This is a genomic window from Streptomyces capillispiralis (assembly GCF_007829875.1).
Taxonomy (GTDB): Bacteria; Actinomycetota; Actinomycetes; order Streptomycetales; family Streptomycetaceae; genus Streptomyces; species Streptomyces capillispiralis.
Genome location: NZ_VIWV01000001.1, coordinates 3,354,679 through 3,370,255, shown reverse-complemented (window position 1 = coordinate 3,370,255; position 15,577 = coordinate 3,354,679). Strand labels below are relative to the sequence as shown.

Here is a 15,577-nt window from a genome sequence, read left to right as displayed (position 1 = left end):
CATGGCCCCCATTCCCGGCTCCGGCCTGGCCAAGGGCCTGGCCGTCACCCTGCGGACGATGACGAAGAAGTCCGTCACCGACCAGTACCCCGACACCCAGCCCGACCTCCCGCCCCGCACCCGCGGCGTGATCGGCCTGTTCGAGGAGAACTGCACGGTCTGCATGCTGTGCGCCCGCGAGTGCCCCGACTGGTGCATCTACATCGACTCCCACAAGGAGACGGTCCCGGCGGCCACCCCCGGCGGGCGTGAGCGCAGCCGCAACGTCCTCGACCGCTTCGCCATCGACTTCTCCCTGTGCATGTACTGCGGTATCTGCATCGAGGTCTGTCCTTTCGACGCCCTGTTCTGGTCCCCGGAGTTCGAGTACGCCGAGACCGACATCCGCGACCTCACCCACGAGCGCGACAAGCTCCGCGAGTGGATGTGGACCGTCCCGGCCCCGCCGGCCCTCGACCCCGGCGCGGAGGAGCCGAAGGAACTCGCCGCCGCCCGCAAGACCGCCGACAAACTCGCCGCCGCCGAGGCCCAACCGCAGGAGGAGGAGTCGTGACCCTCGCCGCAGCCGCAGGAACGGCAGCGCACGCCACGACGACCACCGCCGCCGAAGCGCACGGCTTCCTCTCCCCGACCGGGGTGGAGATCGCCTTCCTCCTGGTCGGCCTGGTCACGTTCGGCGCCGCCGTCATCACCGTCACCACCCGGCAGCTGGTGCACGCCGCCCTGTGGCTGGTGGTGGCCCTCGGTGGACTGGCCGTCGAATACCTCCTGCTCACCGCCGAGTTCATCGCCTGGGTGCAGGTCCTCATCTACGTCGGTTCCGTCGTCGTCCTCCTCCTGTTCGGGCTCATGCTCACCAGGGCCCCCATCGGCCGTTCCCCGGACGCCGACTCCGGCAACCGCTGGGTCGCCCTCGCCGTGGCCGTCGTTGCCGCGGCCGCCCTGGTCTGGGTGGTCGTCGACGCCTTCCGCACCACCTGGATCGACCTGGACGGCGCCCCCGCCGGCTCCACCGAGGTGACCGGCGCCGTCCTCTTCCAGCACTGGGTCCTCCCCTTCGAGGCCCTCTCCGTCCTCCTCCTCGCCGCCCTCGTCGGCGCGATCGTCCTGTCCCGCAAGGCGAAGGCCACCACCCCGGCAGCCGCCCCGGTCACCACCCCGGACGCCCCCGGCGGCACGGACACCCGGCGCGACACGGAAGGGGCCCGCTGATGCACCTCGCCTATCCCGCCGTCCTGTCCGCCCTCCTCTTCTGCACCGGCCTCTACGGCGTCCTCGCCCGCCGCAACGCGATCCTGGTCCTGATGTCGGTCGAGCTGATGCTCAACGCCGTCAACCTGAACCTGGTCGCCTTCGACGTCTGGCTCAGCCGGACTGCCGAGGAGACGCTGCACTCCGGGCAGGCCCTGACCCTGTTCACCATCGCCATCGCCGCCGCCGAGATCGGCATCGGCCTGGCGATCGTCCTCGCCGTGCACCGCAACCGCGGCACCTCGGACATCGACAAGCTCCGCGACACCGCCGAGGGCCACGAACCCGACTCAGACGCATCCGACAGCGACGCCTCCGCGACCCGGGCGGCCGCCGAGAAGGCTGAGGCCACCGCGTGACCACGACCACCCTCGCCGTCCTCGTCCCCCTCCTGCCGTTCCTCGGCGCGCTCACCGGACTGCTCCTGGGCCGGACGGCCCCCGGCTTCGTCCGCCCGCTCGCCGTCCTGCCGACGCTCGCCTCCCTCGCCCTGGCCGCCGTGGTCGCCGCACGCCAGGGCGGCGACGGGGCCCTGGACGCGGCCACCGAACTCACCCCCACCGGCTCCGTCCCGATCGAACTCGCCCTGCACATCGACGGCTTCGCCGCCCTCACCGCCGTACTCGTCGGCACCGTCGCCACCTGCGTGCAGATCTACTCGACGGGCTACCTGCGCGACGACCCGCGCTACCCCTCCTACGCCGCCCTCGTCTCCCTGTTCACCTCCGCGATGCTCCTGGTCGTCTACTCCGGCGACCTGATGGTGCTGCTGGTCGGCTGGGAAGTCATGGGCATCTGCTCCTACTTCCTCGTCGGCCACTACTGGGAGACCCCGGAGGCCCGCGCCGCCTCCCTCAAGGCCTTCCTGGTCACCAAGCTCGGCGACGTCCCCTTCCTCATCGGCCTGTTCGCCCTCGCCGGCGACGCCGGGTCCTTCCGCATCACCCGGATCCTCGGCGCCGTCGCCAACGGCGGCATCGAACACCCCACGCTGATCGCCCTGCTGCTCCTGGCGGGCGTGGCCGGCAAGTCGGCGCAGTTCCCGCTGCACACCTGGCTCCCCGACGCGATGGCGGGCCCGACCCCCGTCTCCGCGCTGATCCACGCCGCGACCATGGTCGCCGCCGGTGTCTACTTCATCGCCCGTCTCCTCCCGCTGTTCGAGGCCTCACAGGCCGCGATGGTCGTCCTCGCCGTCATGGCCGCCGTGACCATGGCGGGCTCTGCGCTCGCCGCGCTCGCCCAGGACGACATCAAACGCGTCCTCGCCTACTCGACGATCGGCCAGCTCGGCTACATGACCGGCGCCCTCGCCGTCGCCGACCGGGGTGCCGCCGTCTTCCACCTCCTGTCCCACGGCGCCTTCAAGGCGCTGCTCTTCCTCGCGGCCGGCGTGATCATCCACGCCGCCGGCACCAACTCGCTGGCCGCCATGTCCCGCATGGGCCACCTGCGCGACCGCGTCCCCGACGCCTACTGGACGATGACCGTGGCGCTCCTCGCGCTCGCCGCGATCCCGCCCTTCAGTGGCTTCTTCTCCAAGGAGGCCGTCCTCGGCGTCGCCGAGCACGTCGTCACCGGCCACACCGAACACGCCCCCGCCGCAGCCGGCTGGATCGTCCTCCTCGCCGGCCTCGTCACCGCCCTGCTCACCGCGGCGTACGCGATGCGCCTGTGGCTGCTGGCCTTCCGCGGCCACGGCACCGAGGCACCCGACCACGGCAGGCAGCCGCTGACGATGACCGCGGTGCTGTGGGTGCTCGCCGTGCCGTCCCTCGCGCTCGGCGGTTTCGCCTTCCGCGCGCTGCCCGACTGGTTCGACGGCCACGACCTGACCCCGACCCTCACCACCTCCGTGCTCGGCACGGGCGTGGCCCTGGCCGGCGGCATCGTCACCTACGGCGCCTGGCGGCACACCACCGCACAAGCGGCCGCCCGTGTCCCCCTCGGCGCCGTCGCCGCCCATCCCGAGGGCGACGCCGGACGGGTCGAGGCGGAGGCCATCGCCAGCCACGAACCGGCCTACGGAGACATCGCGTACGCACCCGACCCGTCCGACCCGGGACGGCTCCTGCTCGGCCCCCTGCACCGCCACGCGGCCGCCGGATTCCACCTGGACGCCGTCTACACGGCCCTCTTCGTCCGCCCGGTCCGGGCCGGCGCCACTCTCGTCCGGTTCCTGGACCGCGAGGTCGTCGAGACCTACGTACGCGGCGCGGGCACACTGCCCCGCTGGCTGGGCGCCGCCGTACGCCGGGCCCAGACCGGCAATCTGCAGACCTATGTGAGCGCGCTGCTCGCCGGCACCGTCGTCCTCGCGGTCGCCGCCGTCCTCGTCGCCACGGGAGCGTGAGCAGGCGTGATCGATATCAACGAGTCCGTGATGCAGTTCCTTCTGGCGTTCCTCGTCGTCGGCCCGCTCCTCGGCGCCGCCGCGGCCCTGCTGCCGGCCCCGCCGGGGCTGAAGCGGAAGTCACCCGAGCAGGCCGTCCTCCGCCACGGCGTGACCGTCACCGGCGCGATCCTCGTCGCGGCGGTCGTCCTCGCGCTCGGCTTCGACCACGACCAGCCGTCGAAGATGCAGGCCACGACCGACATCAGCTGGATCCCCGCACTCGACGTGCGGATCCACCTCGGCACCGACGGCATTTCCCTCCCCCTCCTGGTCCTGACCGCGCTGCTGACCTTCCTCAGCGCCCTCTACTCGTACTTCAAGCCGCCCGCGGGCCCCTCCCCGAAGGCCTTCGTCGCCCTGCTGCTCGTCCTCGAGTCCGGCACCCTGGCGACCTTCGCCGTCCTCGACCTGATCCTGTTCTTCCTCGCCTTCGAGATGGTCCTCATCCCGATGTACTTCCTCATCGCCCGCTGGGGCGGCGAGGGGCGGGCCGAGGCCGCCTGGCGGTTCATCCTCTACACGCTGCTCGGCTCCGTGGTCATGCTGCTCGGCCTGCTCCTGATCGGCATCACGGCGGGCACATTCGACATGGTGGCACTCGCCACTGACAACGGCCGGTCGCTGACCACATCCGTGCAGGTCATCGCCGTTCTGGCGATCGGTGTCGGGCTCGCGGTGAAGACCCCGATGTGGCCGCTGCACAGCTGGCTGCCCGACGCCCACACCGCCGCGCCGACCATCGGCTCGGTCCTGCTGGCCGGCGTCCTGCTGAAGATGGGCACGTACGGTTTCGTCCGCATCCTGCTGCCCGCGGCACCCGACGGATTCCGCACCTTCGCGCCCTACCTCGCCGCCTTCGCCGTCGTCGGCATCATCTACGGATCCCTCGCCTGCCTGGCCCTCGCCAGGCGGGGCGCGAAGGGCGACCTCAAGCGCCTCATCGCCTACTCCTCCGTCGGCCACATGGGCTTCGTCCTCCTCGGCATCGCGACCATGACCCCGACCGGAGTCAACGGCGCCCTGTTCGCCAACATCGCCCACGGCCTCATCACCGGCCTGCTCTTCTTCCTGGTCGGGGCCCTCAAGGACCGCACCGGCAGCACCGACCTCGACACCCTCGCCCAGGAGACCGGCGCCGCCCTCTACGGCAAGGCCCCCCGCCTGGGCGGACTGCTCGCCTTCGGCGCCGTCGCCTCCCTCGGCCTGCCCGGACTCGCCGGTTTCTGGGGCGAGATGCTCGCCCTGTTCGGCGCGTTCGACCCCGCCGACGGCCTCAGCCGCCCCGCCTTCCTCACCTTCATGGCGATCGGCGCCTTCGGCACCCTGCTGACGGCCGCGTACCTGCTGGTCGTGGTCCGCCGGGTCTGCATGGGCGCCGTACCGCAGGACGCCCCGAGGCTCACCGACGTCCGCCCGTACGAGTTCGCGGCCTGGACCCCGCTCGTCGTCCTCACCGTCGTCGCCGGGCTGTGGCCCAAGGCCCTGCTCGGGCTGACCGACCCGGCCGTGCAGCAGCTCCTCTCAGGAGGCACCCGATGAGCTCCCTCGTCCAGTCCGTCGACTGGCTGGCCATCGCGCCGCCCACGATCGCGGCCGTCGTCGGACTCGTCGTCCTCGTCGCCGACCTGTTCGTCGGCGAGGCCAGGAAGCCGCTCCTCGGCTGGTTCTCGGTGGCCGGGCTCGCCGCCGCCACCCTGATGCTGCTGCCCCTCCTCGACGCCGACCGCAGCACCTTCTGCCTGGTCGGCGACCCCGGCGCGTGCAGCTACACCGCGGACCGCTTCACCCTCGTCATCCAGTTCCTGGTCCTCGGCGGCGCCCTCCTCGCCGCCCTCCTGTCGGTCACCGCCCTCAAGGACGACGGCAAGCGGCTCCCCGAGGGCGAGTACTGGTTCCTCTTCCTGTCCTCCGCGGCCGGCGCCGCCCTCCTGCCCGCCTCCCGCGACCTCGCCACCCTGATCGTCGCCCTGGAGGTCGCCTCCCTGCCCGCCTTCGCCCTGGTCGGGCTGCGGCACGGCGACCGGAAGTCCTCCGAGGCGGCCCTGAAGTTCTTCCTGTCCTCCGTCACCGCCACCGCGGTCAGCCTGATGGGCGTCAGCTTCGTCTACGCGACCACCGGCACCCTCCACCTCACCCTGATCGCCGAGCGCGTCCAGGACGTCGACGGACAGCTCCACACCCTCGCCCAGACCGGCGTCGTCCTCACCCTCGTCGGCTTCGCCTTCAAGACCGCCGCCGTCCCCTTCCACTTCTGGGTGCCCGACACCTACGTCGGCGCCCCCCTGCCGATCGCCGCCTACCTGTCGGTCATCGGCAAGGCGGTCGGCTTCTCCGGTCTGATCCTCGTCACCGTCGTCGCCCTGCCCTCGTACGCCGGCGTCTGGGGCCCCGCCCTCGCCGCACTGGCCGCCCTGACCATGACCGTCGGCAACGTCGGCGCCCTGAGGCAGCAGGCCACGCGCGCGTACAGCGCGGTACGCCTGCTCGCCTGGTCGTCCGTCGGCCAGGCCGGCTACCTCCTGGTGCCGATCGCCGCCGCCGCGTACTCCGGCGACCCCGAGAAGTCGATCGGCTCCACCCTCGCCTACGCCCTCATGTACGGCGCCGTGAACCTGGGAGCCTTCGCGGTGGCCGCCCTCGTCGGCCGCGCGCACCGCCTCAACCGCGTCGCCGACTACCGCGGCCTGTACGCCTCCAGCCCGCTCACCGCGCTCCTCCTGGGCTTCTTCCTGCTCTGCCTCGCCGGACTCCCGCCGGGCATCATCGGCCTCTTCGCCAAGGTCACCGTGTTCGCCGCGGCCGTCGACGCCGGACTCGGCTGGCTCGCCGTCGTCATGGCCGTCAACGTGGTCATCGCCCTCGTCTACTACCTCCAGTGGACCGCCCTGCTGTTCCGCGCCCCCGAGGGCGAACCCGTCCGGCACCGCCTCCCCGCGCCCCTCACCGCCGCGATCGCCCTGACCGGCGTCCTCGGCATCGCCCTGTCCGGCGCACCCCAGCTGGTCCTGCGCCTCACCGACACCGGACTCTTCTGAGCACACCGGGCCGCGCCCCGCACGCCCGGGGCGATCCGCCACCGGCCTCGGCCGCCTCCTCGCGCACGCGCGCGAGGAGGCACGCCACACCCACGCGCGCGTGCCGCCCGCGGCGGCCGTCACCCGGACGGTTGACAGGCGCGGCCGCGCGCACAAGGGAACTAGTGCCCCCCGCCTGGCGTTGACCGATACGGGAGGGTCCACTGGACGTGACCCCACCACACCAGTAGGCAGCGCAGGTCAGACGGAAGATCAGCAAGCGAGGGTTCCCCTGCCGCACGACTTGGAGGGCGTACCGTGCACCGCCGGCACAACGGGCTCAGGACCGCAGTCCTCCTCGGGGGACTGTCCGCACTCATCATCGTCATCGGCAGCTTCTTCGGCCGTACGGGGCTCGTCGTCGCCGTCCTCATCGCACTGGGCACCAACGCGTACGCGTATTGGAACAGCGACAAGCTGGCGCTACGCGCGATGCGTGCCCGCCCGGTGAGCGAGTTCGAGGCCCCGGGGCTGTACCGCATGGTCCGCGAGCTCTCCACCCAGGCCCGCCAGCCCATGCCCCGCCTCTACATCTCCCCGACGGAGGCCCCCAACGCCTTCGCCACCGGCCGCAACCCGCGCAACGCCGCCGTGTGCTGCACCGAAGGCATCCTGCGCCTGCTCGACGAGCGCGAGCTGCGCGGTGTCATCGGCCACGAGCTCAGCCACGTCTACAACCGCGACATCCTGATCTCCTCGGTCGCCGGCGCCCTCGCCTCCGTGATCATGTTCCTGGTCAACTTCGCCTGGCTCATCCCGATCGGCCGCTCGGACGACGACGACGGTCCCGGCCTCCTCGGCATGCTGCTGATCATGATCCTCGGCCCGCTCGCCGCGTCCCTCATCCAACTGGCCATCAGCCGCTCCCGGGAGTACGAGGCAGACGCCTCAGGCGCCCAGCTCACCGGCGACCCACTCGCCCTCGCCCGGGCCCTGCGCAAGCTGGAGCACGGCACCAAGCAGCTTCCGCTGCCCCCTGAGCCACGCATCGAGACGGCCAGCCACATGATGATCGCGAACCCCTTCCGCCCGGGCCAGGGGTTCTCGAAGATGTTCTCCACCCACCCGCCGATGGCGGAACGCATCGCCCGGCTCGAAAAGATGGCAGGTCACCAGCAGTGAAGACCATCCTCAACCTCATATGGCTCGTCTTCAGCGGCTTCTGGCTCTTCCTCGGCTACCTGGTCGCGGGCGTGCTGCTGTGCATCACGATCATCGGCATCCCCTTCGGGGTCGCCGCGTTCCGCATCGGTGTCTACGCCCTGTGGCCCTTCGGGTACACCACGGTCGAGCGGCGGGACGCGGGCGCCCCCTCCTTCCTCGTCAACGTGCTGTGGCTGCTCCTCGCGGGCTGGTGGCTGGCGCTCGGCCACATCGTCACCGGCATCCTCCTGTGCGTGACGATCATCGGCATCCCCCTCGGCCTCGCCAACTTCAAGCTGATCCCGGTGTCCCTGCTCCCGCTGGGCCGCGAGATCGTCCGGACGGACCGGCCGTTCGCGCAGCGCTGACGAGCGATGGAAGCCTTCGCCCGTCGCACCGTGGGGCGGGCGTTGTCCACAGCGCCGAGGTTGTCCACAGTCCGCCACGATTGTCAGTGGCGGCCCGCATGATGAACCCATGACCGAGCACGAGCAGTTGCTGACACAGGTGGCGGACAAGGCGCGCAACACCCGTCCGTGGGGCTGGCCTTCCCTCCCCGAGCCCGTCGACGCGGCCACCCTGGCGCGCGCCGAGGCCACCCTGGGCTTCTCCCTGCCCCCACTGCTCGCCGACCTCTACCTGCGGATAGCGGACGGCGGCTTCGGCCCGGAGTACGGTCTGCTGCCCCTCCTGCACAGCCCGCCCTCCGGCGAGCCGGCGGCCGTGGCCCAGTACCTCGCCCACCGCGAGAGCGGCCGCGAGGACCCCGACTGGCCCTGGCCCGAGGGAGTGCTGCCGATATCCCACTGGGGCTGCGGCATGTACGCCTGTGTGGACTGCCGTTCGCCCCGGGCCCCGGTCCTCCTCTTCGAACCCAACCCGGGCGACCCCGACCTCGCCTGGTTCCTCGACGCCCCCGCGCTCACGGACTGGCTGCACTCCTGGATCCGGGGCACGGGCTGGTACGAGGAGGACAACGAGGCGACGGACCTGGCCCCCTGGACCGGCTCCCCGGGGCGGGAGACACCGGCGCCGGACGCAGCCGGCGAACCGGCACGGCGGCACGAGGCCGCACCCCACTGACCGGACCGGACCCGACCGGACGGGATCAGCGCAACCGCCCCGCGCACGGGTGACGTCCTTCATGGTGCGAGAGCGACAGGAAAAGGGCAGGTGCACCGCATGACGATCATCAGCTGGATGATCCTGGGTCTGCTGGCCGGAGCGATAGCGAAGTTCCTGCTGCCGGGCCGCGACCCGGGCGGCCTCATCGGCACGACCCTGATCGGCGTCGCCGGCGCCTTCATCGGCGGCTGGATATCGGCCCGTTGGCTCGACCACCCGGTCACCAAGGACTTCTACGACGGCACCACCTGGGTCGCCGCGATCGGCGGCTCGCTCGTCCTCCTGATCGCCTACCGACTCCTCTTCGGCCACTCACGCGACTGAGCGCACACCGGACCGCGACCGGCGCCGGCAGGCGAGAAGGGCGGACACCCCACGGGTGACCACCCCTCCGCGCCCGTGCGACGGGTGAGCACCAGGGCTCCGGCCCCGCCGGCCGACCGGTCCTACCGGTAGTTGACGAACTGCAGCGCGAAGTCGAAGTCCTTGCCCTTGAGCAGCGCGATGACGGTCTGGAGGTCGTCGCGGCTCTTGGAGCTGACCCGCAGCTCATCGCCCTGCACCTGGGCCTTCACACCCTTCGGGCCCTCATCACGGATGATCTTCGCGACCTTCTTCGCGTTGTCCTGGGAGATGCCCTCCTCGATCGACGCGAAGATCTTGTACTCCTTGCCCGAGAGCTGGGGCTCGCCCGCGTCCAGGGCCTTCAGCGAGATGCCCCGCTTGATCAGCTTGGACTGGAAGACGTCGAGGACGGCCTTCACCCGGTCCTCGGAGTTCGCCTCCATGAGGATCTTCTCGCCGGACCACGAGATCGAGGCACCCACGCCCTTGAAGTCGTAGCGCTGCGAGATCTCCTTGGCGGTCTGGTTGAGGGCGTTGTCGACCTCCTGCCGCTCGACCTTCGAGACGATGTCGAAACTGGAGTCGGCCATGTCCTGTGGCTCCTTGTATCGGGGTGCGTATCGGGCTGCGCGCCGGACGCGTACCGGCGTACGTGAGGCGGCCCCCGGGTCCGCCATGGGTCCCGGGCCGCATCCGGACCAGCCTAGTCACCCCCCGGGCCTCCGGGTGGCGATCAATCGGGTGGCGAAGCACCCCTGTCCATCGGGTATTGTTTACGTCGTTGCCACGGAGCACCGCCGAAAGGCGGTTCGAGAGGCAGCAACCCCGGCGGTGTGCCCGAGCGGCCAAAGGGAGCAGACTGTAAATCTGCCGGCTCAGCCTTCCCAGGTTCGAATCCTGGCGCCGCCACACTGGGGAAGACCCCCTCCGAACTGCGGAAACGCAGACCGGAGGGGGTCTTTTCGTGTGGGCGGTGGTCTCGTTTCGCTGCCGACCGCACCGGGGCACACTGGCTCCATGTCGTCCCGTCGCCGCCCCTGCCCCGAGTGCCGTCGCGAGATCGCCGTCGTCGCCGGGCGGTACGCGCGGCACGATCCGCCCGGCGCCCGGGGGAGCGGGGAACTCACCTCGTGCCCGGGGTCACGCAGACAGGCGCTGCCCGGGGCGGAGCAGCCCTCGTTGGACGGCTACGTGGTACCGGAGTTCCCCGGGCAGATGCCGCTGTTCTAGCTGTACTGCCCAACCTGGCTGGGCAGTACAGCTGGCGCCGCAAGCGCCGCGCGGCCGGGCCGACCGCCCGCGCGCAATCCTCAGTTGCCCGCCACCGACTTCACGGCCACCGACACCGGTGCGGGACCGCTGATCAGTTCCAGGGTCAGCCCGGCCGTCGCGGGGGTGTCCACCAGCTCCGCCAGCACGGCGGCCACGTCGTCGCGCGGGACCGGGCCGCGGCCCGTGTGGGCCTCCAGGCGGACCAGGCCGGTGCCGGCGTCGTTGGTGAGCTGACCGGGCCGCAGGATCGTCCAGTCCAGGGCGTCCAGGCCGCGCACGTACGCGTCCGCCTCGCCCTTGGCGCGCAGGTACACGTCGAAGATCTCGTCGCCCTCGTGGGCCGGGTCCGCGCCCATGGACGACACGACCACGAAACGCCGTACGCCCGCCCGGACGGCCGCGTCGGCGAAGAGCACGGCCGCCGCCTTGTCCACCGTCTCCTTGCGGCCCGCCCCGCTGCCCGGACCCGCGCCCGCCGCGAACACCGCCGCGTCCGCGCCCTCCAGCCGCTCCGCGACCTCCTCGACCGACGCCGACTCCATGTCGAGCACGATCGGTTCGGCACCCAGTTGCCGCAGCTCGTCGGCCTGTTCGGCTCTGCGGATGATGCCCGCCGCCTCGTCCCCGCGCGCGGCGAGCAGCCGCTCCAGCCGCAACGCGATCTGACCATGACCACCAGCGATGACAATGCGCATGCCTCCGACCGTACGCCGGGACGACCGCATTCGCCGGACGACCGCATTCGCCGGACGACCCCATTCGCCGGACGACCCCATTCGCCGGACGACCCCATTCGCCGGACGACCCCATTCGCCGGACGACCACGACCTCATGCGCCGGACGGCCGCCGCGTCGGCCGCACGGCGGCACGCACGGCTCCACGCCCCGCCGACCGTCGGCCGCCGTCACGGCGTCTCGCCGCGCCCCTGTCGCGGCAGCCCCAACTCCGCGGTGGTCACCGCCGAACCGCAGTACTCCCGCACCGCGCTCGTCCGCGCCACCACCCGCCCCCCGTGCACCACGACACGGCTGTACGCCGGGGACAGGGCCTCCGAGAGCCCGTCGCCGCGCACCGCCAGCAGTTCGGCCGGGAAACCCGCCTCCACGCGCACCTCGGGGAGCCCCAGGGCCGCCCGCGCCGACCCGCTCACCGCCGAGTAGGCCTCCCCGGCGGCCAGCCCGTGGCACGAGGCCAGCAGATAGGCCGCCTCCAGCGGATCGCCGCGGCCCACGGGGTTGGACACGTCCCGCAGGGCGCCGCTCCCGGCGGCCACCCGCACACCCGCCGAGCGCAACAGCCGTACCGGCGCCGCGTCCCGGCCGTCCGCGGCGCCGCAGCCGCCCTGCGGCAGGCACACCACCGTCACCCCGGCCGCCGCGAGGCGGTCCGCGGTCCGTCCGGCCACCTCGGCGGGCAGCCGGGCGAGACCGCCGCACGGGCCGAGGGTCACCCCCGGCCGCAGCCCGCCCGCCATGGCCGCGAACCGGGCCAGGCGGGCGGGGTCGGTGCCGTCCGTGTGCAGGTCGACGGGGCAGCCGTGTTCGGCGGCGACCTCCAGGACGGCCTCCACGTATCCGGTGGGATCGGGGTCGAGGTCCGGACAGCCGCCCACCGCGGTCGCGCCCATCTTCACCGCGTCCCGCAGCACCGCGAGCCCGTCCGCCCCGGCCTGACCGGTCAGTACCCGGGGCATGGCCACCGTCGTCAGCTCGGCGAGCCCGCACAGCGCACGCGCCGTCCGCAGCACGGCGGTCAGCGCGCCGAGGCCGGCCATGTCGCCCACGCGCACATGCGCCCGCAGCGCCGTCGCGCCGTGCCCGAGCTGGAGCAGCGCCGCCTCGGTCGCGCGGCGCTGGACGTCCCGCGGGTCGTACGAGACGGGGCCGCCGCCGTCGGCGGACAGGGCCGTGTCCGGGTGGGCGTGGGGTTCGGCGGGGGCCGGCAGGAGCAGATAGCCGCTGAGGTCGATGCGGGTACCGCACACGCGCGTGCCGTCCGTCGCGAGGCTGCCGGCCGTACCGACCGCCTCGATGCGCCCGCCGTCCAGCCGCACGTCCACGGTCCGGCCGTCGGTGAGGCGCGCCCCGCTCAGCAGGAGCGGGACCGGGGCGGCCGGACCCGGGGTCGACGACCACGAGTGGGACGGTGGCTGCGACTGGCTGCCGGGCATCGCGCTCCTGGGGCTCGGGCTGCGCACGAGGACGCACGTCACGCTGAGACAAGATCACGCAGAGTGAGTCGAGCCTAGGATGACGGCCCGCCGCTCGCCGGGATGAGCGCAATAGTCGTACCGGCGTGGTCCGGTCGCGGGCGTCCGTCCCAGGACGTGACAGGGGGCCCGAAACGGATTTGGGCGAACGGCGGCGGAGCGTGTAATGTCTTCATCGCTCGCCCCAATAGCTCAGTCGGCAGAGCGTCTCCATGGTAAGGAGAAGGTCAACGGTTCGATTCCGTTTTGGGGCTCTGGTGTGAGAGGTTCCCGCCGCGAGGCGGGGCCCGATCGCATCTAAGCGGTGTAGCTCAGTCGGTAGAGCAAGCGGCTCATAATCGCTGTGTCACCGGTTCAAGTCCGGTCACCGCTACAGACAGTAGCCGATTGCGGGGTCGGTCCTTCGATCGGCTACTCTTCTTGCGTAAATACAGTCAATCCGTTCGTCAAGGAGCACTCACGTGGCTGCCACCGACGTCCGCCCGAAGATCACGCTGGCCTGCGTGGAGTGCAAGGAGCGGAACTACATCACCAAGAAGAACCGGCGTAACAACCCGGACCGTCTTGAGATGAAGAAGCACTGCCCGCGTTGCAATGCGCACACCGCGCACCGCGAAACGCGATAAAACAGGCTCGTACACGAGGCCGTCCCCCCACTCGGGGGGCGGCCTCGTGTCGTTTCCCCACCGGCCGGCCACGGTCAGGACCGGCCGGCCGCAGTCCAGACACAGGAGGTGCCGCGCGCATGGCGCTCGACCAGTCCTTCGTGGGGCGGAGCTACCCGCCCACCGACCCCTACGAGGTGGGCCGGGAGAAGATCCGTGAGTTCGCCGAGGCGGTGGGGGACGCCAACCCGGCGTACACGGACGCGGAGGCCGCCAAGGCGCTCGGCCACCCCGATGTGATCGCCCCGCCGACCTTCGTGTTCTCGATCACGTTCCAGGCCGCGGGGCAGGTCGTCGCCGACCCCCGGCTCGGCCTCGACTACAGCCGGGTCGTGCACGGCGACCAGAAGTTCGTCTACAACCGGCCGGTGCGCGCCGGTGACCGGCTCACCGTCACCTCCACCATCGAGAAGATCCGGTCGATGGCGGGCAACGAGGTGCTGGACATCCGCGGTGACGTGCACGACCAGGACGGCGAGCACGTCGTGACCGCCTGGACCAAGCTGGTGGCCCGCGCGGCCGAGGAGGCGTGAACCACACCATGACGGCGAAGATCTCCTACGCCGACGTCGAGGCCGGCACCGAACTGCCCGCGCAGACGTTCCCCGTGACCCGGGCCACCCTCGTCCGGTACGCGGGTGCCTCCGGCGACTTCAACCCCATCCACTGGAACGAGCGGTTCGCCAAGGAGGTCGGCCTGCCCGACGTCATCGCGCACGGCATGTTCACCATGGCCGAGGCGATCCGCGTGGTGACCGACTGGGTGGGCGACCCGGGCGCGGTCGTCGAGTACGGCGTCCGCTTCACCCGCCCGGTCGTCGTGCCCGACGACGACAAGGGCGCCCTCATCGAGGTCAGCGGCAAGGTCGCGGCCAAGCTCGACGACCACACCGTCCGCGTGGACCTCACGGCGACCAGCGACGGCCAGAAGGTGCTGGGCATGGCACGGGCGGTCGTGCGGCTGCCCTGAGCCGCACACGGCGCGGGGGCGGCGCCGTCGGTGCCGTCTCGTAGTCTTGGGCCCGTGCAGGAACTCCACGACGCCCCCCTGGCCCCGCTGACCACCTTCCGGCTGGGCGGCCCCGCCACCCGGCTGGTCACCGCCACCACCGACGACGAGGTGATCGCCGTCGTCCGTGAAGCCGACGACAGCGGTACGCCGCTGCTGGTCATCGGCGGCGGCTCGAACCTGGTCATCGGGGACAAGGGCTTCGACGGCACCGCCCTGGTCGTCGCCACCCGGGGCTTCGCCCTGGACGGCACGCGTCTGGAGCTGGCGGCCGGCGAGGTGTGGACCGACGCCGTCGCCCGCACCGTCGAGGCGGGCCTGGCCGGCATCGAGTGCCTGGCCGGCATCCCCGGCTCGGCCGGCGCCACCCCGATCCAGAACGTCGGGGCGTACGGCCAGGAGGTCTCCGCCACCATCACCGAGGTCGTCGCCTACGACCGCCGCACCCGCCAGACCGTCACCCTCGGCAACGAGGAGTGCGCCTTCTCCTACCGCCACAGCCGCTTCAAGTCCGACCCCGAGCGCTACGTCGTGCTGCGCGTGCGCTTCGGGCTGGAGGACGCGGGCGGCCTCTCCGGCCCGGTCAAGTACGCCGAGACGGCCCGCGTCCTCGGGGTCGCGCCCGGCGAGCGGGTACCGCTGGCGACGGCCCGCGAGACGGTGCTGAAGCTCCGCGCCGGCAAGGGCATGGTCCTGGACCCGGAGGACCACGACACCTGGTCGGCCGGTTCCTTCTTCACCAACCCGATCCTCACCGACGAGGACTTCACCGTGTTCCGCGCGCGCGTGCGGGAGCGGCTCGGCGACGGCGTGGAGCCCCCGGCGTACCCCGCGGGCGAGGGCCGCACCAAGACCTCCGCCGCCTGGCTGATCGACAAGGCCGGCTTCACCAAGGGCTACGGCCGGGGCCCGGCCCGCATCTCCACCAAGCACACCCTCGCCCTCACCAACCGCGGCGAGGCGACCACCGAGGACCTGCTCGCGCTCGCCCGCGAGGTCGTCGCCGGGGTGCGCGAGGCCTTCGGCATCACGCTGGTCAACGAGCCGGTCACGGTGGGCGTGAGCCTCTGACAGCCACAGCCACAGCC

At 71.9% G+C, this 15,577-nt stretch carries 18 protein-coding genes and 3 tRNA genes; 18 read left to right on the top strand and 3 right to left on the bottom strand.

Translation table 11 applies throughout. The features are described from left to right. The first annotated feature begins 1 nt into the window (after position 1). The 10 genes from FHX78_RS14095 (at position 2) to FHX78_RS14050 (ending at position 9,312) form a co-directional block, all read left to right on the top strand. A complete protein-coding gene (locus FHX78_RS14095; RefSeq protein ID WP_145867779.1) occupies positions 2-553 on the top strand; it encodes a NuoI/complex I 23 kDa subunit family protein in 552 nt (183 codons plus the stop codon). Continuing rightward, positions 550-1,212 carry an NADH-quinone oxidoreductase subunit J family protein gene (locus tag FHX78_RS14090; protein WP_145867778.1) on the top strand — a complete coding sequence of 221 codons (663 nt, stop codon included), beginning with the start codon at positions 550-552 and terminating at the stop codon, positions 1,210-1,212. The genes FHX78_RS14095 and FHX78_RS14090 overlap by 4 nt, the downstream gene beginning before the upstream one ends. Continuing rightward, positions 1,212-1,610, top strand: a complete 399-nt coding sequence (gene nuoK / locus FHX78_RS14085) for an NADH-quinone oxidoreductase subunit NuoK (protein ID WP_145867777.1) — start codon at positions 1,212-1,214, stop codon at positions 1,608-1,610. The genes FHX78_RS14090 and nuoK overlap by 1 nt, the downstream gene beginning before the upstream one ends. Further along, complete coding sequence (locus FHX78_RS14080; RefSeq protein ID WP_145867776.1) at positions 1,607-3,604, top strand: NADH-quinone oxidoreductase subunit 5 family protein; 1,998 nt, start codon at positions 1,607-1,609, stop codon at positions 3,602-3,604. Before nuoK ends, FHX78_RS14080 begins: the two co-directional genes overlap by 4 nt. Before the next feature lie 6 nt (positions 3,605-3,610). After that, positions 3,611-5,185, top strand: a complete 1,575-nt coding sequence (locus FHX78_RS14075) for a complex I subunit 4 family protein (protein ID WP_145867775.1) — start codon at positions 3,611-3,613, stop codon at positions 5,183-5,185. Beyond that, positions 5,182-6,681 carry an NADH-quinone oxidoreductase subunit N gene (locus FHX78_RS14070; protein ID WP_145867774.1) on the top strand — a complete coding sequence of 500 codons (1,500 nt, stop codon included), beginning with the start codon at positions 5,182-5,184 and terminating at the stop codon, positions 6,679-6,681. The genes FHX78_RS14075 and FHX78_RS14070 overlap by 4 nt, the downstream gene beginning before the upstream one ends. A gap of 297 nt (positions 6,682-6,978) precedes the next feature. Then, positions 6,979-7,842 (top strand): zinc metalloprotease HtpX, encoded by an 864-nt coding sequence (gene htpX / locus FHX78_RS14065; RefSeq protein WP_145867773.1) that lies wholly within the window; start codon positions 6,979-6,981, stop codon positions 7,840-7,842. Then, positions 7,839-8,231 carry a YccF domain-containing protein gene (locus FHX78_RS14060; RefSeq protein ID WP_145867772.1) on the top strand — a complete coding sequence of 131 codons (393 nt, stop codon included), beginning with the start codon at positions 7,839-7,841 and terminating at the stop codon, positions 8,229-8,231. Before htpX ends, FHX78_RS14060 begins: the two co-directional genes overlap by 4 nt. A 109-nt stretch (positions 8,232-8,340) precedes the next feature. Then, on the top strand, positions 8,341-8,946 hold the full coding sequence (locus FHX78_RS14055; RefSeq protein WP_145867771.1) for an SMI1/KNR4 family protein: 606 nt from the start codon (positions 8,341-8,343) through the stop codon (positions 8,944-8,946). 99 nt (positions 8,947-9,045) lie between these two features. After that, positions 9,046-9,312, top strand: coding sequence for a GlsB/YeaQ/YmgE family stress response membrane protein (locus FHX78_RS14050; protein ID WP_145867770.1), 267 nt, complete (start codon positions 9,046-9,048; stop codon positions 9,310-9,312). A gap of 122 nt (positions 9,313-9,434) precedes the next feature. On the opposite strand, the gene FHX78_RS14045 is transcribed toward FHX78_RS14050, so the two are convergent. Continuing rightward, entirely contained in the window at positions 9,435-9,923 is a 489-nt protein-coding gene (locus tag FHX78_RS14045) for a YajQ family cyclic di-GMP-binding protein (RefSeq protein WP_030823445.1), read from the bottom strand. A gap of 237 nt (positions 9,924-10,160) precedes the next feature. Here FHX78_RS14045 and FHX78_RS14040 point away from each other — a divergent pair. Both FHX78_RS14040 and FHX78_RS14035 read left to right on the top strand, forming a co-directional pair. Beyond that, positions 10,161-10,242 (top strand) — tRNA-Tyr (locus FHX78_RS14040). Positions 10,243-10,350: 108 nt separating this feature from the next. After that, positions 10,351-10,563 (top strand): hypothetical protein, encoded by a 213-nt coding sequence (locus tag FHX78_RS14035; protein WP_145867769.1) that lies wholly within the window; start codon positions 10,351-10,353, stop codon positions 10,561-10,563. Between the two features lie 80 nt (positions 10,564-10,643). Here FHX78_RS14035 and FHX78_RS14030 read toward each other — a convergent pair whose 3' ends face one another. Both FHX78_RS14030 and FHX78_RS14025 read right to left on the bottom strand, forming a co-directional pair. After that, a complete protein-coding gene (locus FHX78_RS14030) occupies positions 10,644-11,300 on the bottom strand; it encodes an NAD(P)H-binding protein (protein WP_145867768.1) in 657 nt (218 codons plus the stop codon). 210 nt (positions 11,301-11,510) lie between these two features. Then, entirely contained in the window at positions 11,511-12,776 is a 1,266-nt protein-coding gene (locus tag FHX78_RS14025) for an amidohydrolase family protein (protein ID WP_145867767.1), read from the bottom strand. 220 nt (positions 12,777-12,996) lie between these two features. Between FHX78_RS14025 and FHX78_RS14020 the strand changes: the two genes are divergently transcribed. From FHX78_RS14020 to FHX78_RS13995, 6 genes are all read left to right on the top strand, one after another. Beyond that, positions 12,997-13,069, top strand: a tRNA-Thr gene (locus FHX78_RS14020). Between the two features lie 46 nt (positions 13,070-13,115). Then, positions 13,116-13,188, top strand: a tRNA-Met gene (locus tag FHX78_RS14015). An 88-nt stretch (positions 13,189-13,276) separates the two neighbouring features. After that, positions 13,277-13,441, top strand: a complete 165-nt coding sequence (gene rpmG, locus FHX78_RS14010) for a 50S ribosomal protein L33 (RefSeq protein ID WP_003948671.1) — start codon at positions 13,277-13,279, stop codon at positions 13,439-13,441. Between the two features lie 119 nt (positions 13,442-13,560). Next, complete coding sequence (locus FHX78_RS14005) at positions 13,561-14,013, top strand: MaoC family dehydratase N-terminal domain-containing protein (RefSeq protein WP_145867766.1); 453 nt, start codon at positions 13,561-13,563, stop codon at positions 14,011-14,013. An 8-nt stretch (positions 14,014-14,021) separates the two neighbouring features. Further along, positions 14,022-14,450 carry a MaoC family dehydratase gene (locus FHX78_RS14000; protein WP_145871943.1) on the top strand — a complete coding sequence of 143 codons (429 nt, stop codon included), beginning with the start codon at positions 14,022-14,024 and terminating at the stop codon, positions 14,448-14,450. Between the two features lie 54 nt (positions 14,451-14,504). After that, the gene (locus FHX78_RS13995; RefSeq protein ID WP_145867765.1) at positions 14,505-15,560 is read left to right on the top strand and encodes a UDP-N-acetylmuramate dehydrogenase; all 1,056 of its coding nucleotides are present in this window, start codon (positions 14,505-14,507) and stop codon (positions 15,558-15,560) included. Positions 15,561-15,577 lie beyond the last annotated feature (17 nt).